Source organism: Chitinophaga sp. GbtcB8 (assembly GCF_019091455.1).
In the GTDB taxonomy this organism is placed as follows: domain Bacteria; phylum Bacteroidota; class Bacteroidia; order Chitinophagales; family Chitinophagaceae; genus Chitinophaga.
This window is the reverse complement of record NZ_JAGXJN010000008.1, coordinates 30,061-55,721: the sequence shown is the minus strand read 5'-3', so window position 1 is coordinate 55,721 and position 25,661 is coordinate 30,061. Positions and strand designations below refer to the sequence as shown.

The 25,661-nt window shown below is 48.3% G+C and carries 17 protein-coding genes; 11 read left to right on the top strand and 6 right to left on the bottom strand.

Going from position 1 to position 25,661, the window contains the following annotated elements:
- Positions 1–200: 200 nt before the first annotated feature.
- The 3 genes from KVT36_RS10175 to KVT36_RS10165 all read left to right on the top strand — a co-directional run bounded on the left by KVT36_RS10175 (position 201) and on the right by KVT36_RS10165 (position 5,991).
- Entirely contained in the window at positions 201–1,286 is a 1,086-nt protein-coding gene (locus tag KVT36_RS10175; protein WP_217603388.1) for an efflux RND transporter periplasmic adaptor subunit, read from the top strand.
- A 168-nt stretch (positions 1,287–1,454) separates the two neighbouring features.
- Positions 1,455–4,598: an efflux RND transporter permease subunit gene (locus KVT36_RS10170; RefSeq protein ID WP_217603387.1), complete on the top strand. Its 3,144-nt coding sequence runs from the start codon at positions 1,455–1,457 to the stop codon at positions 4,596–4,598.
- A gap of 73 nt (positions 4,599–4,671) precedes the next feature.
- Entirely contained in the window at positions 4,672–5,991 is a 1,320-nt protein-coding gene (locus KVT36_RS10165; protein WP_217603386.1) for a TolC family protein, read from the top strand.
- A gap of 160 nt (positions 5,992–6,151) precedes the next feature.
- Here KVT36_RS10165 and KVT36_RS10160 read toward each other — a convergent pair whose 3' ends face one another.
- A complete protein-coding gene (locus KVT36_RS10160; protein ID WP_217603385.1) occupies positions 6,152–6,799 on the bottom strand; it encodes a carboxypeptidase-like regulatory domain-containing protein in 648 nt (215 codons plus the stop codon).
- 473 nt (positions 6,800–7,272) lie between these two features.
- On the opposite strand from KVT36_RS10160, the gene KVT36_RS10155 reads away from it, so the two are divergent.
- The 5 genes from KVT36_RS10155 to KVT36_RS10135 all read left to right on the top strand — a co-directional run bounded on the left by KVT36_RS10155 (position 7,273) and on the right by KVT36_RS10135 (position 14,286).
- Positions 7,273–7,722, top strand: a complete 450-nt coding sequence (locus KVT36_RS10155) for a GNAT family N-acetyltransferase (protein WP_254639937.1) — start codon at positions 7,273–7,275, stop codon at positions 7,720–7,722.
- A 155-nt stretch (positions 7,723–7,877) separates the two neighbouring features.
- A complete protein-coding gene (locus tag KVT36_RS10150) occupies positions 7,878–11,393 on the top strand; it encodes a SusC/RagA family TonB-linked outer membrane protein (RefSeq protein ID WP_217603384.1) in 3,516 nt (1,171 codons plus the stop codon).
- Between the two features lie 18 nt (positions 11,394–11,411).
- A complete protein-coding gene (locus tag KVT36_RS10145; RefSeq protein ID WP_217603383.1) occupies positions 11,412–12,875 on the top strand; it encodes a SusD/RagB family nutrient-binding outer membrane lipoprotein in 1,464 nt (487 codons plus the stop codon).
- A gap of 122 nt (positions 12,876–12,997) precedes the next feature.
- On the top strand, positions 12,998–13,732 hold the full coding sequence (locus KVT36_RS10140) for a DUF2490 domain-containing protein (RefSeq protein WP_217603382.1): 735 nt from the start codon (positions 12,998–13,000) through the stop codon (positions 13,730–13,732).
- Between the two features lie 161 nt (positions 13,733–13,893).
- Positions 13,894–14,286: an AraC family transcriptional regulator gene (locus KVT36_RS10135; RefSeq protein WP_217603381.1), complete on the top strand. Its 393-nt coding sequence runs from the start codon at positions 13,894–13,896 to the stop codon at positions 14,284–14,286.
- Here the strand turns inward: KVT36_RS10135 and KVT36_RS10130 are convergent.
- Together KVT36_RS10130 and KVT36_RS10125 are read right to left on the bottom strand one after the other, a co-directional pair.
- Complete coding sequence (locus tag KVT36_RS10130; protein ID WP_217603380.1) at positions 14,279–14,758, bottom strand: YcxB family protein; 480 nt, start codon at positions 14,756–14,758, stop codon at positions 14,279–14,281. The genes KVT36_RS10135 and KVT36_RS10130 overlap by 8 nt on opposite strands.
- 34 nt (positions 14,759–14,792) lie before the next feature.
- Positions 14,793–15,380, bottom strand: coding sequence for a hypothetical protein (locus tag KVT36_RS10125; protein WP_217603379.1), 588 nt, complete (start codon positions 15,378–15,380; stop codon positions 14,793–14,795).
- A gap of 59 nt (positions 15,381–15,439) precedes the next feature.
- Here KVT36_RS10125 and KVT36_RS10120 point away from each other — a divergent pair, with 59 nt between their 5' ends.
- The gene (locus KVT36_RS10120; protein ID WP_217603378.1) at positions 15,440–16,213 is read left to right on the top strand and encodes an adenine nucleotide alpha hydrolase; all 774 of its coding nucleotides are present in this window, start codon (positions 15,440–15,442) and stop codon (positions 16,211–16,213) included.
- Between the two features lie 560 nt (positions 16,214–16,773).
- Here the strand turns inward: KVT36_RS10120 and KVT36_RS10115 are convergent.
- On the bottom strand, positions 16,774–20,133 hold the full coding sequence (locus tag KVT36_RS10115; RefSeq protein WP_217603377.1) for a vitamin B12-dependent ribonucleotide reductase: 3,360 nt from the start codon (positions 20,131–20,133) through the stop codon (positions 16,774–16,776).
- Positions 20,134–20,662: 529 nt separating this feature from the next.
- Between KVT36_RS10115 and KVT36_RS10110 the strand changes: the two genes are divergently transcribed.
- Positions 20,663–21,421: a geranylgeranylglyceryl/heptaprenylglyceryl phosphate synthase gene (locus tag KVT36_RS10110; RefSeq protein ID WP_089906580.1), complete on the top strand. Its 759-nt coding sequence runs from the start codon at positions 20,663–20,665 to the stop codon at positions 21,419–21,421.
- A gap of 133 nt (positions 21,422–21,554) precedes the next feature.
- On the opposite strand, the gene KVT36_RS10105 is transcribed toward KVT36_RS10110, so the two are convergent.
- Both KVT36_RS10105 and KVT36_RS10100 read right to left on the bottom strand, forming a co-directional pair.
- The gene (locus tag KVT36_RS10105; protein ID WP_089906581.1) at positions 21,555–22,283 is read right to left on the bottom strand and encodes a LytTR family DNA-binding domain-containing protein; all 729 of its coding nucleotides are present in this window, start codon (positions 22,281–22,283) and stop codon (positions 21,555–21,557) included.
- A gap of 93 nt (positions 22,284–22,376) precedes the next feature.
- The gene (locus KVT36_RS10100) at positions 22,377–23,414 is read right to left on the bottom strand and encodes a sensor histidine kinase (protein WP_089908255.1); all 1,038 of its coding nucleotides are present in this window, start codon (positions 23,412–23,414) and stop codon (positions 22,377–22,379) included.
- A 307-nt stretch (positions 23,415–23,721) separates the two neighbouring features.
- Between KVT36_RS10100 and dxs the strand changes: the two genes are divergently transcribed.
- Positions 23,722–25,647, top strand: a complete 1,926-nt coding sequence (dxs, locus tag KVT36_RS10095) for a 1-deoxy-D-xylulose-5-phosphate synthase (RefSeq protein ID WP_217603376.1) — start codon at positions 23,722–23,724, stop codon at positions 25,645–25,647.
- Positions 25,648–25,661 lie beyond the last annotated feature (14 nt).

Below are 25,661 nucleotides of genomic sequence, written 5' to 3'. Positions count from 1 at the left end.
TTATAACCGCAAAAACACCATTCAACCGGTAATGTAACCTTTTATATACGTATTGGTTACTCTTAACTTTAATTAACACTCGTCCGGCGTAACCACCTATACCATTTATTAAATTTGCCGGGGCAACCTGTACTAAAGGAGCTATGTTATCTGAAACCGGGCGAACTCATTAATATATATAAGGCGAACTAAAACAAAACATGACCAGCAGTAAAAAGATACTCAGGACCGTACTGCTTGCTATTGCAGCAGCAATTGTCATTTTCTTTATTTATAAAAAGATGGCCGGTGGAACAAAGGAACCAGCGGGCCCTGCAGCAACACGTGGCAGCGGTGGTGGTGGCAGCAGGCCCCTGCTGGCAGATGCCTACGTGGTAAAAACCACCCGGCTGGACCAAACCATTGATGCCAGCGGTACCCTGCAGAGCAACGAGGAGGTGGAAATAAAACCGGAGATCTCCGGCCGTATTGTAGGCCTTTATTTTAAAGAAGGGGTTAACGTAACCAAGGGCACCCTGCTGGTAAAGATCTACGACGAAGACCTGAAAGCCCAGCTGCAAAAGCTGCAGCTGCAGCAACAGCTGTCTAAAACCACCCTGGAACGCCAGGAGAACCTGTTAAAGATAAACGGCATCAGCCAGCAGGATGTGGATGTAACCCGCAACCAGGTTAGCGCCTATGGGGCCGATATGGATTATACCCGCACCCAGCTGCAGAAAACAGAGCTGCGCGCGCCCTTCAGCGGCCGCCTGGGCCTGCGTAATGTGAGCCTGGGGGCCATCGTATCGCCCACCACGGTGATCACTACCCTGCAACAGATAGACCCGCTGAAGATCGACTTCTCCATCCCTGAAAAATACCGCACCGCTATTAAATTAGGGGATGCCGTAACTTTTAAGGTGGCCGGCGACAATGATACCTACAAAGGCAGCATTTACGCCATGGACCCGAAGATAGACCTGGCTACCCGCACCATCCGCATACGGGCCATTATGCCCAATGGCGGCCAGCTGCTGCCAGGCTCCTTTGCCGGGGTAACCATACCGCTGAAAAATATGCCGGAAGCTATTATGATCCCCACACAGGCCATCATACCCGGCACCCGGGATAAGAAGGTGATTGTAGCCGACAGCGGCAAAGCCAAATTTGTAGTGGTGGAAACCGGCATACGGGACGAGAACAATATACAGGTAACCAGTGGCCTGAACATAGGCGATACCGTTATTACCAGCGGTATTATGCAGCTACGGGCCGGCATGACGATCAAGTATAATAAGGTTAATTAGTCCACGGTCCATAGTCCACGGTCCATTGCATACTACGTTTTAAAAGTAATACGGACAATGGGTCTATGGACGGCATAAAATAATAAATCATGAATTGCGAATTACACCGAAAGCAAAACACGATCAGCTTTTTGCTTTCAGCGTAATCCGTAATTAAAATGCAGTGTTATGAGTCTTCCTTCCATATCCCTCAAACGGCCGGTACTGGCGATCGTGATGAACATCATCATTGTGATCTTTGGCGTAGTAGGTTTTTCTTTCCTGGGGGTAAGGGACTTTCCGGCTATAGATCCGCCCATTGTGAACGTGCGCACCTCGTATGCAGGGGCCAATTCGGACATTATAGAAACACAGATCACCGAACCGCTGGAAAAACAGATCAACGGCATTGCCGGTATCAAGAACATAAACAGCAGCAGCAGCCAGGGCACCAGCAGCATTACCGTGGAGTTTGAGCTGAACATTGATTTGGAAGCCGCCACCAATGATGTGCGCGACAAAGTATCCCAGGCCCTGCGCAACCTGCCGCCCGACCTGGATGCGCCGCCCGTGGTAACCAAGGAAGACGCCAACTCCGACGCCATTCTTGCCATGACAGTGCAAAGCCGTACACGCAACCAGCTGGAGATCACAGAATATGCCAACAATGTGCTGCTGGAACGCCTGCAAACCATTCCCGGCGTAAGCTCCATCCGTATCTGGGGCGAAAAAAAATACGCCATGCGTATCTGGATGGACCCCGCCCGCCTCTCTGCCTACAACCTCAGCCCCTCTGATGTGCAGGATGCCCTGCTGCGGGAAAATGTGGAGCTGCCCTCCGGTAAAATAGCCGGTAATGCCACTGAGCTTACAGTACGCACCTTTGGCCGCCTGGATACAGAGGAGGAGTTTGATGACCTCATTATAAAAAATGTAAATGGCAAGGTGATACACCTGCGGGATATAGGCCAGGCAGTACTGGGTCCGGAAAATGAAGAAACCATCTTAAAGGAGTCCGCCGTTCCCATGATAGCCCTGGCGCTTTCGCCACAGCCCGGCTCCAACTATGTGGCCATAGCCGACGAATTTTACCGGCGCTATGAGCAGATCAAGAAAGATATACCGGACGATTTTATCACCAACATTGCCATGGATAATACCCGCTTCATCAAAAAGTCTATTGTTGAAGTGCAGGAAACCCTGATAGTGGCGCTTGTATTGGTGATCCTGATCGTATACCTGTTCTTCCGCGACTGGCTCATGGCCTTCCGCCCGCTGATAGATATACCGGTATCGCTGATAGGCGCATTCTTCCTGATGTATATATGCGGCTTTACCATTAATATACTAACGCTGCTGGCCATTGTACTGGCAACCGGCCTTGTGGTGGATGATGGTATAGTGGTAACGGAGAACATCTATAAGAAAATAGAGTCGGGCATGCCGCGCATGCGCGCCGCCCGTGAAGGTTCGGAAGAGATCTTCTTTGCAGTAATAGCCACCTCCATTACCCTGGCCTTTGTATTCCTGCCCATTGTATTCCTGCAGGGATTTGTGGGCCGGCTGTTCCGGGAGTTTGGTATTGTAGTGGCCGGGGCCGTGCTCATATCTGCTTTTGTATCACTTACACTCACACCGGTGCTGAACGTAAAGCTTGGCCGGAAAAAACATACCCACTCCTGGTTCTATACCAAAACAGAACCTTTTTTCCAGTGGATGGAAAACGGCTATAAAAGCTCCCTGCAGCAGTTCATGCGCGTACGCTGGGTAGGCGTGGTTATTATTGGCGCTTGCCTGGTGATGGTTTATTTACTGTTCAAAACACTGCCATCTGAGCTGGCGCCTATAGAAGACCGCAGCCAGTTCCGCCTGTCTGTAACAGCGCCGGAAGGCACCTCCTTTGATTATATGGATAACTACGTGGACAAGCTAAGCCGGTTCATGCTGGACTCCATACCGGAAAAAAATATCATACTTACTGTAACTGCGCCGGGCTTTAGCGGTGGCGGCGCCGTAAATACGGCTTTTGCCAATGTGGTAGTATCTGAGCCGCATGACCGTACCCGTTCCCAGAAAGAGATTGTGGACATGGTGAACCGGAATATGTACCGCTTTCCGGAAGGCCGTGTGTTTGCCATTGAGCAGCAAACCATACAGGTAGGCCGCCGTGGTGGCTTGCCCGTAGCCTTTGTGCTGCAGCACATCAACTTTGATACACTGGCAGCAGTGCTTCCCCGTTTTCTGGAAGAAGCCAATGCCGATCCTACTTTCCAGGCTATTGATGTGGACCTGAAATTTAACAAGCCGGAGCTGCGCATTAGCATTAACCGCGAAAAAGCCAGTGAGCTGGGTGTTTCTGTTGAGGACATTTCACAAACCCTGCAGCTGGCGCTCAGTAATGTGCGCTATGGTTATTTTATACGTAATGGCAAGCAATACCAGGTAATGGGCCAGGTGTTCCGCGCCAACCGCGATGACCCTGCCGACCTGCAGAACATTTATGTGCGTAATAACCTGGGCGAAGCCATTCAGCTGGATAACCTGGTAACTATACGGGAAGAAACCAGCCCGCCCATTATTTACCACTTTAACCGGTACAAATCCGCTACGGTATCCGCCAGCCTGGCGCCGGGTAAAACTATTGGAGATGGTATTAACGCCATGTACAACATTTTTAACCGGCTGAAGAAAGAAGGCGTGATCCATGAATCCTTTAACACCGCGCTCTCCGGCTCCTCCCGCGACTTTGCGGAAAGCGGCTCCAATACTATGTTTGCGCTGATACTGGCCCTGGTGCTTATTTACCTGGTGCTGGCTGCGCAGTTTGAAAGCTGGGTAGATCCGCTCATTATTATGATCACGGTGCCGCTGGCCTTTGCCGGTGCACTGTTGTCGTTGTGGTTGTTTAATCAAACCTGGAACATCTTTTCACAGATCGGCGTTATCATGTTAATTGGGCTGGTAACCAAGAACGGGATCCTGATCGTGGAATTTGCCAACCACAAACGCGACGGTGGTATGATAAAAAAACGCGCAGTAATTGATGCAGCTACCATGCGTTTGCGGCCCATTCTCATGACCAGCCTGGCCATGGCCCTGGGCGCGCTGCCCATTGCCATGTCATTGGGCGCAGCGGCCACCAGCCGTATTCCGCTGGGGATTGTAATTGTAGGAGGCATCATCTTTTCACTGATACTTACCTTATTTGTAATACCGGCTATGTACAGCTTTCTTTCAAGGAGAAAGCCCGCTAAAGAAATGGAAGAAGAGGCGGAGATGGAAGAAGGGCAGGAAGCCTCTATCAGTAAAGATGCAGCGGCTGCACATGCATAATTTTATTTACGATTTAAGATTGAAGTGGAAGTACCTCAAATCTAAAATCGTAAATCGTATATCTAAAATTAAAATGAGATCAACTATCATATTTTGTACACTGCTGTTAGGGTTCATGCAAGGCCATGCCCAGCAGGTGCTTACACTGGACCAGGCCATAGACCTGGCCCTGAAGAACAACTACGATATCAGGCTGGCGCAGAATGATGCAGCAATCTATGCAAACGATTATGCCTATGCAAACATGGCTTTTATACCCCGCGTAAATGCAACTGGCGGCAGAACCTGGAGCCATACCCGCACTAAGCAGGAATTTGCCAATGGCAATAAGCGGGATACCAGCGGTATTAAAAGCAACAACTACACGGGCAACGTAAATCTTAACTGGACCTTGTTTGACGGGTTACGCATGTTCACCTCCCGCGAGCGCCTGGAAAGCCTGCGCGACCTGGGCGGCCTGGCCCTGCGCGATCAAATGATCAATACCATTGCGGATATTATTAATGGCTATTACGATATAGTGCAGCAAAAACAGCAGCTGCGCAATCTCTCAGAGCAGATGTCTATTTCTGAAGAAAGAGTAAAGCTGTCGGATGCAAAATTCCAGACCGGGCTGGGGCCTAAAACAGACCTGCTGCAATCCCGCGTGGACTATAACGCGCAAAAGGCAGCATACCTGCGTCAGCAAACCGTTATCTCACAGCGTAAGGCAGCCCTGAACCAGCTAATGGTGGTAGCTGTGGCTAACACCACCTATGAGGTAGAAGATTCTATTCCCATTAACCTGGAGCTGATCTATGGCAACCTGCAGCAGGAGATTATGCGTAACAACGCGGCGCTGAAAGTAGCGCAGCAAAACCTGTTCATTTCACAGATTGATCTGAAAACCGCTAAGGGCGCTTACTTCCCGGTAGTGTCCTTTAACTCCGCATACAACTTCAGCAGGGTGAATTCCAATGCAGCCACCAACTCTTTCAGCCCTATCTTTAACCAGAACGGGGTATTCAACTATGGCTTTACCGCTACCATTCCTATTTTCAACGGGCTGGATGTAAAAAGGCAGGTAAAAAATGCTAAGCTGAACGTGGAGTACCAGAAGTTATGGCTGGAGAATGCGCAAACACGCGTCAGTCTCAGCATCGATTCAACTTTTAAGAACTACGAATATTACAAGCAATCTGTAACGCTGGAAGAAGAGAATATTGGCCTGGCACGCGAAAATGCTATGGTAGCTTTAGAGCGTTTCCGGCAGGGCGTTTCCACTACCCTGGAAGTAAAGCTGGCCCAGCAAAGCCTGCAGGATGCTTTTAACCGCCTGATCTTAGCACGGTATAATACCAAGCTGGCTGAAACTGAATTGTTACGGTTAAAGGGAGAGCTGCTGAAGCAATGATCTGATATGCTGATGTGCTAATATGCTGGTATTTACTGATAAAATAAAAAGCCCTGACGATTTAGATCTGTCAGGGCTTTTATATTTGTAGCAAAGTAAGTCCTTAACAAGGCAGGCAACAACAAAAACCAGCACATCAGCATATTAACACATCAGCACATTATTGCTGCGCAGCCGGCTGCTCCTTCTTCTCCTGCTTATACTGCTCAAAACTTTGTTTAATGTACAGCAGCAGGTCGTAGTCCGTTGCATTTTGCAGGAAGTTATAACCAGGGCGGTAATGCAGCATAAAGCTGTCCAGCTCCGGGCTTTCCAGCTTCGTCATTTTTGCCACCAGCTCCGGTGAGTAGCGGTAATCTATAAACTTTTCCTTTTCCCAATACAGCAGCTGTTCATGGAACTGCTCTTTACGTTTGCGGGTTTTGCTGGGCATCAGGTATGACAGTGCTGTTACGGGGTTGGCCGGCAATGTTTTCAGCACATCCATGGCGCCCGGCTTTTTGTAGTTAAAATACTTACCGTATTCTTCCCGCGTAGCCAGTGAATCGTTATGGTAGTTCTTACCCCGCACGTTTATCTGCTGCAGTCCAAAGATCCTTTTATTCAGGTAAATGTTGAAGCTGGATGCTTCCAGCGGGGTTACTATTTCTTTCTTGTAATAGCTTAACATGGAAAACTCAATGGTATCACCGGGCATGGCTTCTATCAGGAAGCGGCCGGTTTCATTGGTCATGGCGCCCGTTTGGGTACGCTTGTTAATGATGGTTACAGCAGGCAGACCGGTTTTGGTATCCGCATCCACCACCATCCCATTTAATCTTACCTGCTGCGCGCACACAGGCTGTAAACCGGCCAGCAGTAACAGAAGTAGTGATAAAAGTGCTCCAGTGTATATATACGTATACTGTCTATTTTTCCGAATAGGCATCATCAAATATAGTTTTCCCCTCGCAAATGAAAAGTTAAAAATGGCCATCAGCCGTCTTTCTATCCACACATTGCTGACATAGTCCCCAGATATAAGTGCCGCCTGGCGGGCCCTGACATTTATTGGTTACCTTTGATAATTATACCCAAATCCTATGCCTTACCGGAATGATTTCGCTGTTCAACGCCACCAGTACGCACTTTATATGAAGCACCTATCCCCATACTCCCGTCCTAAACCCCGCAAAGCCAGTGGATTGGCCCGCTGGCCCGATGTTTGTTGTACCCCGGCTGACGGACATTGGTATATCACGTATAACGCAATACTGTACTTAGATCCATCACTTTTGTAGTATGCTGCATTTTCGTATAATCGAATACGGTAGTTGTGATTACCAGGACATGGTAGCCTTACGTGATGTGATCTTGCGCAAACCGCTGGGGCTTACATTTACGCCGGACTATCTGCAACAGGAGATCAGCGACTTTCTGTTAGGTTGTTATACAAAGGGAAACGATAATGATAAGGAAATACTGATCGGGTGCTGCATATTATCGCCGGTTGATGAAACCACTATTCAACTCCGGCAAATGGCAGTAGATCAGGCATACCAGGGCAGGGGCATAGGTAGCGGCATTATCAGTTTTGCAGAACAGCAGGCCGTACAGAATGGCTTTACAACACTGATGATGCACGCCCGTAAAACAGCGGCGGGTTTTTATGAAAAGTTGGGGTACAAGATCCATGGGAATGAATTTACGGAAGTAGGCATCGCGCACTATGAAATGATGAAAGCACTGTAACTGTATGTATGCACTTTAGAGAATGTCCGTATCAAAAAAAGAAACAACAGGAAGCCATGAAAGGGTGAAAACTGAACAAGTGAAACCATGATTTATTGAAAGCCATTCACCTTTCGCCAGTAGATCACCGCGTAATCAAAAATCTCGCATATATTATGAAAAGCCATGTACTCGCCGGGTTAGGGCTGTGCTGTCTTTTTTATTGTACCACCGGCAAAGCGCAGTCGGATACCACAGCGCCGGTACGTAAAGATTCAACAGTTCAGCAGGATACTACCAAAAAAGACACAACCATACGTAAAGATACTACAGGTGGCCAACCAGCTAACTCCGGGGTAATACTCCCGGACAGCACTAAAAAAACACAAACAGATACCTCTGGTAAAACGGCGCAGGATACCAGCGGTGCGCGTAAAGACACCTCCCGCAAACTGGCACAGGACACTGCGCTGATAGTGCCGGGCGGCAATGCTGATACCACGCCGCAATCAACCGGACCTAAATTTGCCGTTAAAGGCCAGGTGCAGGACACAGCCAATACGCCCATCCCGGGCGCCAAGGTGTTGAACAAGAACACCGGCCAGGCTGTAATGTCCGACCCTACAGGTAAGTTTACCATACAGGCAGCTAACAACGATGTGATCGTGGTATCGGCCGTTTCGTATGGAGAGCAATCCATACCGGTAAAAGGGCAGGAGCCGATCAATGTATCATTAAAAGCCGCTGCATCCGGGCAAAAACAGCTGTCGGAAGTAGTGGTAACCGCGCTGGGTATCCGCAAAAATTCCCGCGCCGTAGGTTACGCACTGCAGGAAGTAGGCGGTAATGCCGTACAGGAAGCCAAAGAAGTGAACTTTGTGAACGCGCTGTCCGGTAAGGTAGCGGGCTTGCAGGTTAGCACCAATACCGGCTCCATGGGCGGCTCTACCAAAATGACCATCCGCGGTAATAAATCCATCCTGGGCGATAACAATGCCTTTATTGTGGTAGATGGTGTACCCATCATCAACAACGTACTCAATGAACCCGGCCAGCAGAACGGTGGCGGCGGGTATGATTACGGCAGCCCCATACAGGATATTAACCCGGAAGATATAGAGAACATCTCTGTACTGAAAGGCGCCGCTGCTACTGCATTGTACGGCAGCCGCGGATCCAATGGCGTGTTACTGATCACCACCAAAAAGAAACCGGATACTGATAAAGGCCTGGGCATTACCTACAGCCTGAATGCGCAGATAGACCAGGTATATAAATTACCTAATTACCAGAACCAGTATGGTGGTGGTTATACCGGATTTGATACGTTATACTACAACCAGCACCCGGAAGCTTTCCTGAATGAGCAGGCTGCAACGTATGATGATAATAACGGCAAAGGCCGTTATGACCTGATGCCGCAGTTTTATGCAGATGAATCCTGGGGACCTAAATTAGATGGCCGCCAGGTGCGCCACTACTGGTCATTTGATAAAGATAAAGGCAACCCGGATTTTGGGAAAACCGCACCCTGGGCGCCGCAGCCGAATAATGTAAGGGACTTCTACAAAACAGGTACTACGCTTACAAATAATATTGCCGTTGCAGGCAACAGCGATAAAGGATCCATCCGCTTCTCTTACGGTAATACCAAACAAACCTTTGTATTACCCAATGCATCCTTAAACAGGAATAACGTTTCCGTAAACGGTAATTACCAGCTGGCCAAGAATTTAAATGCCGTTGCATCTGTTAACTACAGCATATTACAGGCAAAAGGCCGCCCTGGTACCGGTTTTACAGGCCCCAACCCCACCCTGCAGTTCACCATGTTTGGCCAGCGGCAGCTGGATATGAACAGGGCTAAGAACTATGTATACCCGGATGGGTCACAGATCACCTGGAACCGCACCACCTGGGACGATGCTACCGTGAAGTTCAGCAACGGCCCTTACTGGAACAGCTACCGCGATTATGAGAATGATTCCCGTAACCGCCTGTTTGGCCAGGTAGGGCTTGACTATACCGTGCTGCCCTGGTTAACGCTGGGTGGCCGTGTGTTCATGGACCAGTATAATATGCAGGCAGAGGAAAGAATGTCGCAGCAGCCGAACATTACCGGCTCTTACATAAAACGTATCCGCGACTCCCGTGAAATGAACTACCAGTTCACTGCCAATATCGATAAAAAATTCGGCGACCTTACACTGGATGCAACCCTGGGTGGTAACATCCTGCACCGCAAAGCCACCACCACCGGCGGTTCTACAGTAGGCGGCCTTATTATACCCGGTGTGTATAACCTGAATAATTCCATACAAACCGCCCAGCCTATAGATCAGTACTATGAAAAGCAGATCAACTCTGCTTTTGCAACCGCCACTTTAGGTTACAAGAACTTCCTGTTCCTGGACCTTACCGGCCGCAGCGACTGGAGCTCTACCATCAATGTAGATAACAATCCATACATCTATCCCTCTGCCTCCCTTTCCCTGGTATTCTCTGACCTGCTGAAATGGAAGTGGATGGACTTTGGTAAGATCCGCGGTAGCTTAGCTGCTGTAGGTAGCGATACCGATCCTTTCCAGGTGTATGATACCTACGCTTTCATACCACCCTTTGGCTCCAATCCCGTTACGCAGTTCTCTTCTGTAAAGAACAACCTGAACCTGAAACCGGAGCGTACCAATGAGTATGAGTTTGGTACAGAAATGCGGTTCCTGGACAGCCGTATAGGCTTTGACGTTACCTATTATAACAGGAAGACCAAAGACCAGATCATTAGCATGCCGGTACCTACTGCAACAGGTTTCAGCTTTTTAGTAGTGAATGGCGGCAGCGTACAGAACCAGGGTTTTGAAGTAGGTTTGAACCTGAACCCCATTCGCCTGAAAGGTGGTTTCCGCTGGGATATTAATGCCAACTTTGCCCGCAACCGTAACAAGCTGCTGGATATGAACATTGACCAGTTTGATACCCAGCTGGACCAGCTGACACTGGCTACTGACCGCCGTACAAGGAAGGTATCCATTGCTGCCGTAGTAGGCAGTGCGCTGGGCACCATTATGGGTACGGATTATGTGTATGATGAACAGGGCAGGAAAAAGGTAACGGCACAGGGCTTTTACCAGGCATCTGCTATTAAAGCAATCGGCAACGCCAACCCTGATTATGTAGGCGGTGTTACCAACAGCTTCTCTTTTAAAGGCATTTACTTATCCGCCCTGGTTGACTTCCAGCATGGTGGCGACTTCTTCTCTTACACCAACCTGTATGGTAAAAAATCCGGCCTGCTGGATGTAACTGCAGAAAACAACATTCGTGAGAACGGCATCATTGTACCGGGCGTAACGGATGATGGTAAGGATAATACAGTAAAGATCTCTGCCAAAGACCACTTTAGCCAGAACTTCGGTAACGTGATCAGTAAAGCAGACCTGTATGATGCTAGTTATGTGTACCTGCGAGAAGTGAAGCTGGGTTATAACTTCCCGGAATCATGGTATAAAAAGATAGGCGCACAGACAGCCCGTATTTCCCTGTACGGCCGTAACCTGTGGCTGATACATAGTAACGCACCGAATGTGGATCCCTCCAACATTACCAACTCTGCCTCCAACGTGCAGGGTATTGAAGGAGGTGCGCTGCCATCGCTGCGTTCCTATGGTGTGAACCTGAATGTTTCTTTCTAAAACAACAAACTAACGGAGATGCTTACACGATATTTAAAATATAGCTGCTATCTTTTATTGAGTTGCCTGGCGATAGCAGGTTGTAAAAAACTGGAAGATATTAATCACGATCCAACCAAGCCTACCACCACGCAGCCGCAGTATTTGCTGACCGGTGCGGAAAAGTCGGCCATGGATATCCTGTACGCCGGCCCGCAGAACGGCCGTATAGGTATGCCTTACGCACAATACTGGACCGGGAATGATAAGGCTAACGACAGCCGCTATTTGCTGGATGAAGGTATTAACGGTGGGCTGTGGGATAACCTGTACAGCGTATCGCTCCATAACCTGGACCAGATCATACAGCTGAACCGTGCAACACCCATTGCCAATTCCAAGAACCAGATTGCCATTGCACAGATCCTGAAAGCATGGATCATACAGTTCTTATCAGATGCATATGGTAATGTACCCTACACGCAGGCTTTTAAGCTGAATGAAAATAACCTGCGCCCGGCGTATGATGATGCCAAAACCATTTACAAATCCCTGATAGATACCCTGGCTACACAAGCAGCCGGTATGGACCCTTCCCTGGCCAGCTTTGATGCCGGTGATGTGCTGTACAACGGGAATGTAGCGGCCTGGCAAAAACTGGCTTACTCCTTAATATTACGCCTGGGCATCCGCATGGCAGATGCTGACCCGGCCGCCGCCAAAACCGTTATTGAAGCCAATTATGCCAAGGCTATGACCAGCAATGCAGATAATGCACAGTTCCAGTACCTGGGCATAGCACCCAATAAATTTCCTTACAACGAATCAGAAAGACCATTGTCTGAATTTTTTGTAACTGCCACGCTGGTAGATTATATGGCCAGTGTAACAGATCCGCGCCTGGGCATCTACGCCCGTAAGGCGGCCGACAGTGTATACCGTGGCCTGGCTTACGGCACATCAGAAACCAACCCTACCCGCCTGCCGCCTGTAAATTATTCTTACCCCGGTAAGCGTATATACGCAGCAGATATGGCAGGTATCCTGATGACCTACCCGGAAGTAGAGTTCATACTGGCTGAAGCAGCTGCCCGTGGTATAGTTACCGGCGATGCAGCCACCCACTACCAGAACGGCGTAAAAGCCTCTATGGAATACTGGGGCGTGAGCAATGCAGATAGCATAGCCGCTTATCTGGCCCGTGTACCCTATGTAGCCGGCGACTGGCGCAATGTAATAGGCTCCCAGAAATGGCTGGCGCTATACCCGCAGGGCTTCCAGGGCTGGTTTGAAAGAACCCGCCTGAACTTCCAGAAACCCGGCGGCGACAGCCTGTTCCATGCCCCGGCAGATGGTTCGCTGGATCCGAATGTAAGTTATGTGCCTTACCGCCTTACTTACCTGGTAAGTGAGCAGCAGCAGAATAAAGCCAGCTATGATGCTGCAGCCAGCGCCATAGGCGGCGATACCAAGAAAACTAAACTGTGGTGGAATAAACAGTAGCCAATTATCACTTGGGGGAGGCACTGTTCAAATATCAGGGCCGTTCTGCTAACAACAGAACGGCCCTTTACTTTTCCGGCAGCTTTTTTCCATTATCTTTAAGCTCCTGAATTTTGAAGCTGATGAGAAAACTATTATTTGTACTGTTATTATTACAGGGCCTGTATGCAGGCCTGCAGGCGCAATCGCTTACACATTATTACTATAACTGGTATACTTATTTTGGTACCGCCGGCATTAACAAACACTGGTCAGTGCCTTTTGATGTGCAGTTCCGTATGCGCGATGGTATCAGCACCAAAGGCCAGATCATGATGCGGGGCGGCCTGCAATATATGCCTAACAAAAAAACAGGTTACCTGGTTGGTTACGCCAATATACCTACGTACAGCCCTGCTTTGGATGCTTACCAGCCGGAGCACCGCATTTTTGAGCAGTTCATTTATAAAATGGAAAAGCCCGGCGTGTTTAACATGACGCACCGTGCGCGCCTGGAACAGCGCTGGAGCGGGCAAAAAACCCGCACAGGCAATAATGGCGATCTGAAATTAACGGACTGGAAATACGGTAACCGTGCCCGTTATTTTAACCGTACCCTGTTCCCGGTGAAGAAGGAAAAACAGCCTACCGGTTTTTATGTAGCCCTGCAAAATGAGCTGTTCATGAACCTCTGGGGCAGCGAGATCAGTGATAAGTTTATAGATCAGAACCGCTTTTTAGTAGCGCCCGGTTATTCCGTAAAACCTAACCTGAAGGTGGAAGTAGGGTATATGAACCATTACCAGCAATTTGCTTCCGGCGATAAAGCCATGAACCATATTGTGCACTTTTCCGTGATACATGAGTTTATGTTGTAGTGGTTGGGACTATGGATTCGTAATCAACAGGTTAATAATGGGAACATGTCCACTTTCAGTACAAATGTGTTCAATTCCGAACGAAGCAAATACTTAAAAGCTCACCATTTGCACATCACTTAATTTACCGAACTTTGTGCTGAACTTTTAAATGCAATGGTATGATGAGTAGAAATGAAGAGATCTTTCAGCATTACCTGGAGATTATTGATATCCACCTGGATGACCTGATAAGCGGCAGAACAGACCGCATGTATGAGCTGCAGGATATAGCTGCGCAGCTCTTTATTCATCCTACCCACCTGAGCACTGTAATAAAACAGCATACCGGCCACCACCCCTGTTTTTTTTATGAGCAAAAGATTATGGAGCAGGCTAAAATAATGTTGCAGAACCCGCAGCATTCCGTGGCAGATGTAGCCTACACCCTCACATACGATCCCTCCAACTTCACCAAATGGTTTAAAGCATTTGCAGGTGTTACCCCTTCAAAATACCGCCAGCAGGCAGCTGTACCGGTAAGGGTAGCCGTGCCGGTTAGTATGGCTAGTTAATTTTTCCTTTTACAAGATTGCTGAAAGTATTACGCGCTGCATCGTTCTCAAACGCGCTGGTGGGTATTAGCAGAAAGGATTTTTTATCGCGGTACAGGAAAAAGAATTTACGTGTTTCCACCAGCCGTGTAAAATTATTCCAGTATAGCTGGCGCTGGTGATCGCTGGTGCGGGTAGATATAAGCAAACCCTCTTCCGAATAACCCAGCTTTATTTCATCTTTAAAGGTAGCGGCTTTGTTGTAGGTAGAGAGTGGCAGCAGGTACCAGAAGGCCCATATAATAATTGCCACCATGATAAATATGCCAATAAGCGCGCTGGAAGTAACCACGTTAAAGAAAAATCCCATGAGTGTAATAAGCAGCAGAACTGCCAGGGTAATGCGGTATACTTTAACTTCCCCCCGCTGCATAAAATGATAGCGTAATGCGGTCAGTACATCCTCCTTGTTATAGCTGAACTCTACATGCATTATTGGCCAGGCAACAGTTTTTTAGGTTCTTCAACTACTTGGGAACGGCTATTGACATGGGGTTTTCCATGTCGTCCCTTTCTGTAACCGGCGCATATTTCTTGCGGTTGGCCAGTATTTTCTTGGTGTTGGTATCCAGGTCATCTTCATTCAGACCCGGGAAGTTATTTTTAATGAACTGGAAGTATTGCTGTAAGGTTTTTACATCTATCTTAAAAGGAAATACCAGTGATTTACCACCGCCTTTCAGATAATCATTGTTATTGATCCTGGTTTCATTTTGCAGGTACCATTTGTACAGGTCCACCACGGCATTTTCCAGCTCGCCATCCTCTACCTCAGGCTCACGGTTCAGCATCCACACGTATTCTTCTACGCGGCTGGGTTTTATGGCTGTGGGTATTTTATTGATGGTGGGAGCAGGCTTGCTGCTGCTGGCAGATTTATCACCGTTATTATCACATTTCTCTGTACACTTGTCCTTATCCTTTTCCTTATGTCCATCGTTGGCATAAGTGGTTACCGCGGTGAATAACAGGGCTGCTACCGGAAGTAATATCCATATGAAACCACGCATGGTACTCATACGTTGCAGTGATAAAGTGGGTTTGCCTGGTCTCATATAGGTAAATTTTCAACTTTAAAAATACAAAATACAATTTAGAAATCCCAAAAAACAAAATGACCTTACATTTACAATTAACAATATTTAACATTCCGGACCCATCCATTACACCTTATTTTGAACATATGATACCTGCCTTTATGAACTGGAGCAGCGGTAAAGATGCCTGTTTTGCCCTTTGGACCCTGCAGCAGCAGGGATTGTATGATATACGTTACCTGTTCACCACCCTGAATGCGGGTTTTAACCGGGTATCCATGCACGGCGTGCGGGAGGCCCTGCTGGATGAACAGGCCCGCCAGGTGAATATTCCCCTGAAAAAAGCCTATTTACAGGAACATGCCTCCATGGAGGATTATAATGGGATGATGCAGGCACAAATGGCCGCCATGACGCAGGAAGGTATTCAGCACGCTGTTTTTGGAGATATTTTCCTGGACGACCTGCGCTTATACCGGGAGGCCCAGCTGGCCCGTATAGGCATGCAGGCTGTGTTTCCCATCTGGAAGCAGGATAGCCGCCAGCTGGTGCTGCAAATGATACAGGCGGGCTTTAAAGCGGTAGTGGTATGCGCCAATGCCCGCTACCTGGATAGCAGCTTTGCCGGCCGGCTGATTGACGAACAGTTCCTGGCCGACCTGCCGGCTGATGTAGACCCCTGCGGGGAAAACGGTGAGTTTCACACCTTTGTATTTGATGGCCCCTTATTTAAGGCGCCGGTGGCCTTTACCCCGGGCGAAACAGTAGAACGTAGCTACCAGCCGGACGGGGATATCAACCCTAACTGGGACAACCGCTTCTTCTTTAAAGAACTTTTACCCCCTGAATAAGCTCCTGGAAATCCCTGAAAAAACAAAAGCAATGGTTTTATCCATTGCTTTCGAGAGTCATTTACAGTGCATGAAGAGTCACGCTTGTAGAAATATTTGGTTTTTCATAGGACAGTAACCATAATAAAAATTAATACAGATACAAATATATAAAAAAACCCTATAGTGTTATAGGAATGTTAAAGATTTATAATATATCCAAAGAAGTCAGCTAATATTAAAAATAAAATAAATAAGAGGGGAGTTTTTGAAAATACACGAAACGTGTTAAGCTATTGATATGATAAGCAAAGGATTAATAAAACGATAGTAGTAGCGCACTGCTCAGTGATGGTTTGAACTTAAACCATCATCCGATCAATTACGTATATGCTATAATAATCTTTTAAGGAGAGAGGAGGTAACTTTTGTATAAAAAGTAAGGGCGCCTAGAAAAGCGCCCTCAATTTGTTACTATCCTATGAAAACCCTATTTGAATACAAATGTAAGTGCCTGTTATTTTATGTTGAAATTTTCCGTGCGGAATAACAAATCATTAACAAGGCTAGTAGGCTGATATTCAACTACAACCCATGCTGTTTCCGCAGTTCAAACATTTATAACAGGTGCCGGATCGTACCGTGATATGACCACAGGTATTACAGGCAGGCGCATCACTCTGCATGCTGCGCATGTAGTCCTGGGTGCTGCTTTCGCCGGATGCCTGCTTGGCAAGCGCCGGTTGTTTCTGCGATTTGTTAGCCCCTGCAGCCGGATTATTATTAGAGGTATTACCCCCTGTTAAAAAGGTAACATGCACATTAGATAACGCGGGTCTTGCCGCCTGCTCATTTTCTTCCTCCTCCTCACCGGTATTACCAGGTGCATCCAATACATGTACGAGGTCTGTTCTGCCTAAATACTCATATCCTAATACCCGGAATATATAATCGATCAGCGAAGTGGCGGACTTAATATTCGGATGATCCACCATACCGGCCGGCTCAAAACGGGTGAACACAAATTTATCTACAAACTCCTCCAGTGGCACCCCGTATTGCAATCCCACAGAAACCGCTATGGCAAAACAGTTCATCAGGCTGCGCAAAGTGGATCCTTCTTTTGCAAGGTCTATGAATATTTCACCCAGTGTGGCATCATTATACTCGCCTGTGCGCAGGAAAATAGCCTGCCCGCCTACCTTGGCCTTTTGTGTAAAGCCCCGGCGTTTGGCTGGTAATGTTTTGCGTTCTATAATGCGGGACAGCTGGCGTTTAAGCGTAGTGTCCGGGCTGGCCTGCATACGCTTGCTCACTTCTTCCAGCAGCTCATCGATCGTTAGCTCGTTCAGATCAATGATCTGTGATGCGGCTACGGGTGCAGCTGCTGCTTCATCTGCCACGGCATCTGCCTTTTTCCTTTTATCACTTTTATTGCTCAGTGGCTGGCTCAGCTTAGAACCATCGCGGTACAGGGCACAGGCTTTAAGGCCCAGCTCCCAGCTTAATTTATAGGCATCCTCTATTTCCGCTACCACTGCTTCATTCGGCAGGTTAATGGTTTTGGAAATAGCGCCGGAAATAAACGGTTGCGTAGCAGCCATCATACGGATGTGGCCATGGGGGTGAATAAAACGCTCGCCTTTTTTACCGCACTTATTGGCGCAGTCAAAAATAGGCAGGTGCTCTGCTTTCAGGTAGGGCGCGCCTTCTACCGTCATGGTGCCGCATACATAATCATTTGCAGCTTCTATCTGCTCATCGGTAAAGCCCAGCTCATGCAGCAGGCTAAACTCCATGTTAAAATACTGCTCCGGTGTAAAGCCCAGACGCTGCAGGCATTCTTCGCCCAGGGTGTATACGTTAAATACAAAAGCAATGTCAAAAGAGGATGCTACTGCAGTATCCAGCTTTTTCATTTCTTCTGCAATAAATCCTTTTTCGCTTAATGACTGATGGTTGATGTAAGGGGCTCCTGCAAAGCTGCCGGCGCCTTTGGCATAATCCACAATGGTTTTTATTTCATTGGGCTTATATTTCAGGTTCTGTAAAGCGGTGGGAATACTTTGGTTAATGATCTTAAAGTAACCGCCGCCACTCAGCTTCTTGAATTTTACCAGCGCAAAATCAGGCTCTACGCCGGTGGTATCACAATCCATTACCAGTCCAATGGTGCCGGTAGGTGCAATTACCGTGGCCTGCGCATTGCGGTAGCCATATTTTTCACCCAGCTGCACTGCATCGTCCCAGGCTTTGGTGGCTGCTTTCAGCAGGTAGTTGGGACAGTAGCGGGCATTAATACCCTGGGGTTTTATTTCAATGCCTTCATAGGCATCTATGGCATCATACGCAGCTGCGCGGTGGTTACGCATTACACGCAGCATATCCTCCCGGTTCTCTGCATACTTGGGAAAAGCGCCCAGGTGGCCGGCCATTTCTGCAGATGTTTTGTAGGAGATACCGGTCATAATAGCGGTAATAGCGCCCGCAATACCTCTTGCTTCCTCACTGTCATATGCAATACCGCTTACCATTAACATAGAGCCCAGGTTAGCATACCCCAGGCCCAGGGTACGGTATTCATAGCTTAATTGCGCTACTTCTTTGGAGGGGAACTGGGCCATGTGCACGGATATTTCCAGCACCACGGTCCACAGGCGCACCGTATATTCAAAACCGGCTACGTCAAACTCATTTTTTTCCTCGTTGAAGAAACGGCGCAGGTTCACGGATGCCAGGTTACAGGCCGTATTATCCAGGAACATGTATTCTGAGCAGGGGTTGGAGGCGTTAATGCGTCCGCCCTGGGGGCAGGTATGCCATTCATTGATGGTGGTATCATACTGGGTGCCGGGATCTGCGCAGCGCCAGGCAGCATAGGCAATCTGGTCCCACAGGTCTTTGGCCTTTATTGTTTTCATGGTACGGCCATCCATACGGGCTTTCAGCTCCCAGTCGCCATCTTCCGCCAGGCGGTGAAAAAAGCTGTTGGGTATACGTACGGAGTTATTGGAGTTCTGGCCGCTTACGGTGCGGTATGCCTCGCCCTCATAATCAGAGGAATAACCGGCGTTAATAAGCGCAGCTACCTTCTTTTCCTCCTCTACCTTCCAGTTAATGAAATCCATTATTTCAGGGTGGTCCAGGTCCAGGCATACCATTTTGGCTGCCCGGCGGGTAGTGCCCCCGGATTTAATAGCACCGGCAGCCCGGTCACCTATTTTTAAAAAGCTCATTAAGCCGCTGGAAGTGCCGCCGCCGCTCAGCTTTTCACCTTCGCCCCGGATGTGGGAGAAGTTGGTGCCTACGCCGGAGCCATATTTGAAGATCCGGGCTTCCCGTACCCACAGGTCCATAATACCGCCATCATTCACCAGGTCATCGCTCACACTTAAAATAAAACACGCATGGGGCTGGGGGCGTTCGTAGGCGGAGGTGGATCTTTCCAGCTCGCCTGTTTTGGCGTTCACAAAATAGTGGCCCTGGGGTTTGCCCGTAATGCCATAGCTTTCATGCAGGCCGGTATTAAACCATTGTGGGGAATTAGGCACACAACCCTGGTTAAGCATACAATACGCCAGCTCGTCATAAAATACCTGGGCATCTTTTTCGCTGGCAAAATAACCACCCCGCTCACCCCAGGCACGCCAGCAATTGGCCATACGGTGCACCACCTGTTTTACAGAGGTTTCCCGGCCTTTGGAGCCATCCGGCTGGGGCACGCCCGCTTTCCGGAAATATTTTTGCGCCAGTATGTCTGTTGCTATCTGGGACCAGGCCTTAGGTACTTCTACATTGTTCATTTCAAACACCACATCACCACCAGGATTACGGATCACCGACGAACGGAACTCGTATTCAAACTGCTCATAGGGGCTTTTACCTTCTTTGGTAAAATGGCGGGAAAATACAAGCCCGCTTTGGTTACTGGTATGCTTCATCCGTTTTATAAGTTTGTTCCATTAATCGGATGGAACCTTGCATTCACTATTCACACTCCTTTACTGTACTCTTTTCTTGTGCGACCCGCTACGGGCGGCTGTTTTCAGGGGTGAAAAAGGCCTGCATGCTCGGTTACATATCCCAATGTTTGGAGGATTTAACAATCGATTTTTCAATACTTGTTGAGGTACTTTAAAATTAATTTTTAAAATCCGTGATACCTCGCTTTTCTTATTAACAGCTTGTGGATAATATGCAGGATTGGCGGCTATGGCCCGGGAAAACCTCCTGCCACAGCAAAATCAGCTAAAAGTGGCTCAGTATCAGCCTTTTGACAAGGTGTGTATAAACAAAAAATGGCCCAAACATTGCTGTAAATGTTAATTAACAGCCCGGTTGTTACCATCGGAGAATGCCCTTTCTCATGAAAAATGAGCCTTATGCATATTCGGTTATTCCACAATATGAGCTGTCACTTATTACCAATTTTTTTATACATTTGCGACAACCGGAACAACGCATTAATTGATGTACAGAAAATTATACACTTCTTTCGCTGAAAGAAAAGCAAAAGGTACAAAGTCATTTGCCGTCCTGATTGATCCGGATAAGGTTACGCCTGCGGGTATCACCGACCTGGCAGAAAAGTGCACGGCAGCGCAGGTGGATTATATATTCCTGGGCGGCAGCCTGGTAATTACCCAACACCTGGATGAGTGTGTACAGCGTATTAAAGCCAGCTGCGATATTCCCGTGATATTATTCCCCGGCAGCCCCAGCCAGGTATCCCAGTATGCTGATGCATTATTATACCTGAGCGTAATATCCGGCCGTAATGCCGACCTGTTAATAGGCCAGCACGTGGTATCTGCAGTAGCTGTGAAAAAAAGCGGGCTGGAAGTGATCCCTACCGGGTACATGGTGATAGACGGCGGCGTTCCCACTACGGTTTCCTACATCAGTAATACTTTTCCCATTCCTTCCGATAAGGATGATATTGCCATGTGTACGGCTATGGCCGGTGAAATGCTGGGCCAGCGGCTGATATATATGGATTCCGGCAGCGGCGCCCGGGATGCCATCAGTGAAAGCATGATTGCCCGTGTAGCCAGCCAGGTAACCGTGCCTATTATTGTAGGCGGCGGTATCCGGGATGCTGAAAAGGCTTACCTGAACTGTAAAGCAGGCGCTGATGTGATTGTGGTAGGTAATGCCATTGAAAAAGATACTTCCCTGATAAAAGAGATCGCAAATGCAGTACATTCTGCACCGTTGATCGTGAAATAGTTAGAAAAAGAATAGTTCGAGGAAAAAGATATTTCAAATAAAGAGACCTGTTACATTGCATAATGTAACAGGTCTTTTACTTTATAGACCGGCCTTCTGACAGCTAACTGCCAATAGCTAACTGCTAACTTCTTTAAAGGCTCATCATTTCCTTAAACTTCACGGCCTGCCGGCGGCTCACCTCAATCTTTTCCCCGCCCCTCATTTCCAGCAGCAGCCCTCCGTTAAAGTAGGTGTCTATTTTTTCTATCATGCGCAGGTTCACAATGTGCTTGCGGTTGGCCCGGAAAAAGGTACGCTCATCCAGGCGCTCCTCCAGCGCATTTAATGATTTCAGGATCAGGGGTTTATTATTCTCAAAATACACCCGGGCATAGTTGCCCACGCTTTCAAACAGGCGTATTTCCTGCAGCTTTACAAACCAGCAACGGTCGCCATCCTTTACAAATACCTGGTCGTTCTCGGAAAGTATATTACGGATGCCGCCTACGGCGGCCTGGCGCTCCTTTTCTTCCTGCTGGTGTAGCTTGTGAATGGCATCTGCCAGGCGTTTAGGCTCCACCGGTTTTAACAGGTAGTCCAGCGCATTGTACTCAAAGGCTTTGAGGGCATGTTCATCATAGGCGGTGGTGAAGATCACCTGGGGCGTTCTTTCCAGCTCCGCCAGCAGATCAAACCCTGTTTTGTCCGGCATCTGGATGTCCAGGAACAGGAGGTCCGGGTGCAGGGTTTCAATCTTTTCCAATCCGTCTTTTGCATTCACCGCTTCCCCTACGATCACGATCTCCGGGTGATCGGCCAGCAGTTTTTTTAACTCGCTCCTGGCCAGGCGTTCATCATCGATTATTAATGCTTTCTTCATCTTAAAACTATTTGTTTGGTTGATGACTGGCAGCTATCAGCTTTGCTGCGTATTCACGCTAATGGCTAAAGGCTAATAGCTAAAAGCCACCGCTTATATTAAGGGCATCAGCACTTTTGCTTCTACCGTTTGTTCGTTCTTGTTATAAATGTCAAAAGAGGCGCGGCGGCCAAACAACAGGCTTAAGCGCTGCCGGGTGCTTTGCAGGCCAAATCCCTGCCCGTTAATGATGTTGCCCATTATTTGCCCGGTATTTTCAATGGTTAGCTCATGCTGCATTTGCCGCATATGGGAGCTAATGCGCACCACGCCGCCGTTCACCACCCGTGATATGCCGTGTTTAATGGCATTTTCCACCAGGGTTTGTAACATGAGCGGGGGTATGGGCAGCTCCAGCGTTTCCGGGTCAATATCATACTGCACCTTCAGCCTTTCCTCAAAGCGTATGTTTTCCAGCGCCAGGTAATCCTTTACAATATTCAATTCGTTCTCCAAACTTACGGTTTCTACCTTTTCCACCTGCATGGAGCTGCGCAGAATATTAGACAGCTCTGTAATGGCGGTGCGGGCCCGCTGGGGATTTTCATCTACCAACGCCCGTATGCTGTTTAATGCATTAAAAATAAAGTGCGGGTTCAGCTGTGATTTAATAGTTTTCAGCTCCAGCTCTTTAACGGTGCTTTCCAGCTTCAGCTTATCCAGCTGCGTATTCCGGCTCCGGTCTATATAGTGCCAGATGAAGTAAATAAGCCACCAGATGGAGGTAATGAGGAAGTTGGACAACAGGCCGCCCACTACCTGCCGGCGGGTGAATAATTTATTGGATTCCGGGCGCAGCAGGTTACCTACCAGCGTGGCGCCCAGGTAAATGATAACACCGGATCCGATCATTAAACAAAAGAACAGGAGCACCTGCTTTTCAAAGCTGTACTGGAACCAGTTCTGCCGGTTGATCAGCTTACGGAGCAAATGGGTGGATAGTAAACCAAAAGCTATTAAGATCGCAAAATCTACCAGATAAGATGTTTGAACCTTACCCACATACGAATATGCAAAAAAAACATTGGTCACAAAATACGCTGTCCATCCCAAGATCTGGCACCACCAATATTTTGATATGTGTCTAAACATCAATCTGAAATTAGTAAACGGTTCCTTTATTTCAAAAATACCATACGGTACTGCCGGCCTGAAAGTAAATGTTATCAATGGGCGGAAGTACGGATAGGTGGATACAATCAATGTGCGGATTTGCAAATGTGCAGATTTGCAGATGAGGGCATCCCAAAATGGCGGGTATGCGGATAGGTGGAGGTGCGGATAGAAAGAATTGATAATCAGCCTAAAAGCCGGACAATCATTTGCATATAGGCACATCTGCGTATTTGCGCATTTTTTAGCTATTTTTGCCTATATTTATAATACACCCTGATCCGGTATGAACATAACTCCCGGCCCGCTACTGGGCCAGATACAGTATCCCGCCGATTTGCGGAAAGTCAGCAAAGAGCAGCTTCACCAGGTAAGCGAAGAATTGCGTCAATACATTATTGATGTGGTAAGCGTGCATGGTGGGCACTTTGGGGCCAGCCTGGGAGTTGTAGAGCTAACCACCGCCCTGCATTACGTGTTCAACACTCCGTATGATCAGCTGGTGTGGGACGTAGGCCACCAGGCTTACGGCCATAAGATCCTGACCGGCCGCCGGGAAAACTTTCATACCAACCGTAAGTACAAAGGCCTGAGCGGTTTTCCCAAACGCGATGAAAGCCCGTACGATACTTTTGGCGTAGGCCACTCCTCCACCTCTATTTCCGCCGCTTTGGGCATGGCCATTGCCTCCCAGCAGAAAGGTGAATTTGACCGGCAGCACATTGCCGTAATAGGGGATGGCGCCATGACCGCCGGTATGGCCTTTGAGGCCCTGAACCACGCAGGTGTTTCCAATGCCAACCTGCTGATCATCCTGAACGACAACTGCATGTCTATAGACCCCAACGTGGGCGCGCTCAAAGAATACTTAACGGATATTACCACCTCACACACATACAACAAGCTGCGTGATGATGTGTGGAACCTGCTGGGCAAGCTGCCGGTGGGTAAACGTTTTACCCGGGAAATGGCTTCCAGGCTGGAAGCCGGGTTTAAAGGCGTGGTATCCAGCTCCAGTAACCTCTTTGAAAGCTTTAAGCTGCGCTATTTTGGGCCTATTGACGGACATAATATCATTAAGCTGGTAGATACCCTGCAGGACCTGAAAGATATTCCAGGCCCCAAGCTGCTGCATATTGTTACCACCAAAGGTAAAGGGTATGCGCTGGCAGAGCAGGATCAGACCACCTGGCATGCGCCGGGCCTGTTTGATAAAATAACCGGTGAAATATTTAAAAAGCCGGTTACTACCCCGCAGCCTCCTAAATACCAGGATGTATTTGGCCACACCATCATAGAGCTGGCTGAGCAGAACGAAAGCATTATGGGTATTACCCCTGCCATGCCTTCCGGCTCATCCCTGAAGTTTATGATGGAGAAAATGCCGCACCGCGCTATTGATGTGGGTATTTGCGAGCAGCACGCCGTAACCCTCTCTGCCGGCCTGGCTACGCAGGGTATGCGGGTGTTCTGTAACATTTACTCCTCCTTTATGCAGCGTGCATACGACCAGGTGATACACGATGTAGCCATTCAAAAGCTGCCCGTTGTTTTTTGCCTGGACCGTGCCGGCCTGGTGGGCGATGATGGCCCTACACACCACGGCGCTTATGATGTAGCGTTTATGCGTTGCATTCCCAACCTCGTGGTAAGCGCGCCTATGAATGAAGAGGAGCTGCGTAACCTGATGTACACCGCGCAGCTGCCGGCTAACGAGCTGCCGTTTGTGATCCGCTATCCACGCGGGCAGGGTGTTATGCCTGAATGGCGCCAGCCTTTCAAAGAAATTAAAATAGGTACCGGCCGCAAGATCCGCGACGGTAAAGATATTGCGATACTTTCCCTTGGCCACCCGGGCAACTTTGTAACAGAAGCCTGCAAAGAGCTGCTGGCAGATGGTTTGCAGCCGGCACACTACGATATGCGTTTTGTAAAGCCACTGGATACTGCCATGCTGCATGAAATATTCCAAAACTTCAACAAAGTAATTACGGTAGAAGATTCTTCTTTACCCGGCGGCTTTGGCAGCGCCATCCTGGAATTTATGGCCATGAACGGCTACCAGGCACAGGTAAAAATGTTAGGCATTCCTGACCGTATTGTAGAACATGGCAAACCGGAAGAGCTGCACCGCGAGTGCGGCTATGATGCGCCTGCTATTGCAGCCAAAGTACGGGAAATGCTGAAAAGCAAGATCACTGTTATAGCCTGAGGATATTAGATCTT

Coding starts and splice junctions, on each gene's coding strand:
- KVT36_RS10175 (WP_217603388.1), top strand. CDS start 201: ATGACCAGCAGTAAAAAGATACTCAGGACCGTACTGCTTGCTATTGCA.
- KVT36_RS10170 (WP_217603387.1), top strand. CDS start 1,455: ATGAGTCTTCCTTCCATATCCCTCAAACGGCCGGTACTGGCGATCGTG.
- KVT36_RS10165 (WP_217603386.1), top strand. CDS start 4,672: ATGAGATCAACTATCATATTTTGTACACTGCTGTTAGGGTTCATGCAA.
- KVT36_RS10160 (WP_217603385.1), bottom strand. CDS start 6,799: ATGGTGGTGGATGCGGATACCAAAACCGGTCTGCCTGCTGTAACCATC.
- KVT36_RS10155 (WP_254639937.1), top strand. CDS start 7,273: ATGCTGCATTTTCGTATAATCGAATACGGTAGTTGTGATTACCAGGAC.
- KVT36_RS10150 (WP_217603384.1), top strand. CDS start 7,878: ATGAAAAGCCATGTACTCGCCGGGTTAGGGCTGTGCTGTCTTTTTTAT.
- KVT36_RS10145 (WP_217603383.1), top strand. CDS start 11,412: ATGCTTACACGATATTTAAAATATAGCTGCTATCTTTTATTGAGTTGC.
- KVT36_RS10140 (WP_217603382.1), top strand. CDS start 12,998: ATGAGAAAACTATTATTTGTACTGTTATTATTACAGGGCCTGTATGCA.
- KVT36_RS10135 (WP_217603381.1), top strand. CDS start 13,894: ATGATGAGTAGAAATGAAGAGATCTTTCAGCATTACCTGGAGATTATT.
- KVT36_RS10130 (WP_217603380.1), bottom strand. CDS start 14,758: ATGCATGTAGAGTTCAGCTATAACAAGGAGGATGTACTGACCGCATTA.
- KVT36_RS10125 (WP_217603379.1), bottom strand. CDS start 15,380: ATGAGACCAGGCAAACCCACTTTATCACTGCAACGTATGAGTACCATG.
- KVT36_RS10120 (WP_217603378.1), top strand. CDS start 15,440: ATGACCTTACATTTACAATTAACAATATTTAACATTCCGGACCCATCC.
- KVT36_RS10115 (WP_217603377.1), bottom strand. CDS start 20,133: ATGAAGCATACCAGTAACCAAAGCGGGCTTGTATTTTCCCGCCATTTT.
- KVT36_RS10110 (WP_089906580.1), top strand. CDS start 20,663: ATGTACAGAAAATTATACACTTCTTTCGCTGAAAGAAAAGCAAAAGGT.
- KVT36_RS10105 (WP_089906581.1), bottom strand. CDS start 22,283: ATGAAGAAAGCATTAATAATCGATGATGAACGCCTGGCCAGGAGCGAG.
- KVT36_RS10100 (WP_089908255.1), bottom strand. CDS start 23,414: ATGTTTAGACACATATCAAAATATTGGTGGTGCCAGATCTTGGGATGG.
- dxs (WP_217603376.1), top strand. CDS start 23,722: ATGAACATAACTCCCGGCCCGCTACTGGGCCAGATACAGTATCCCGCC.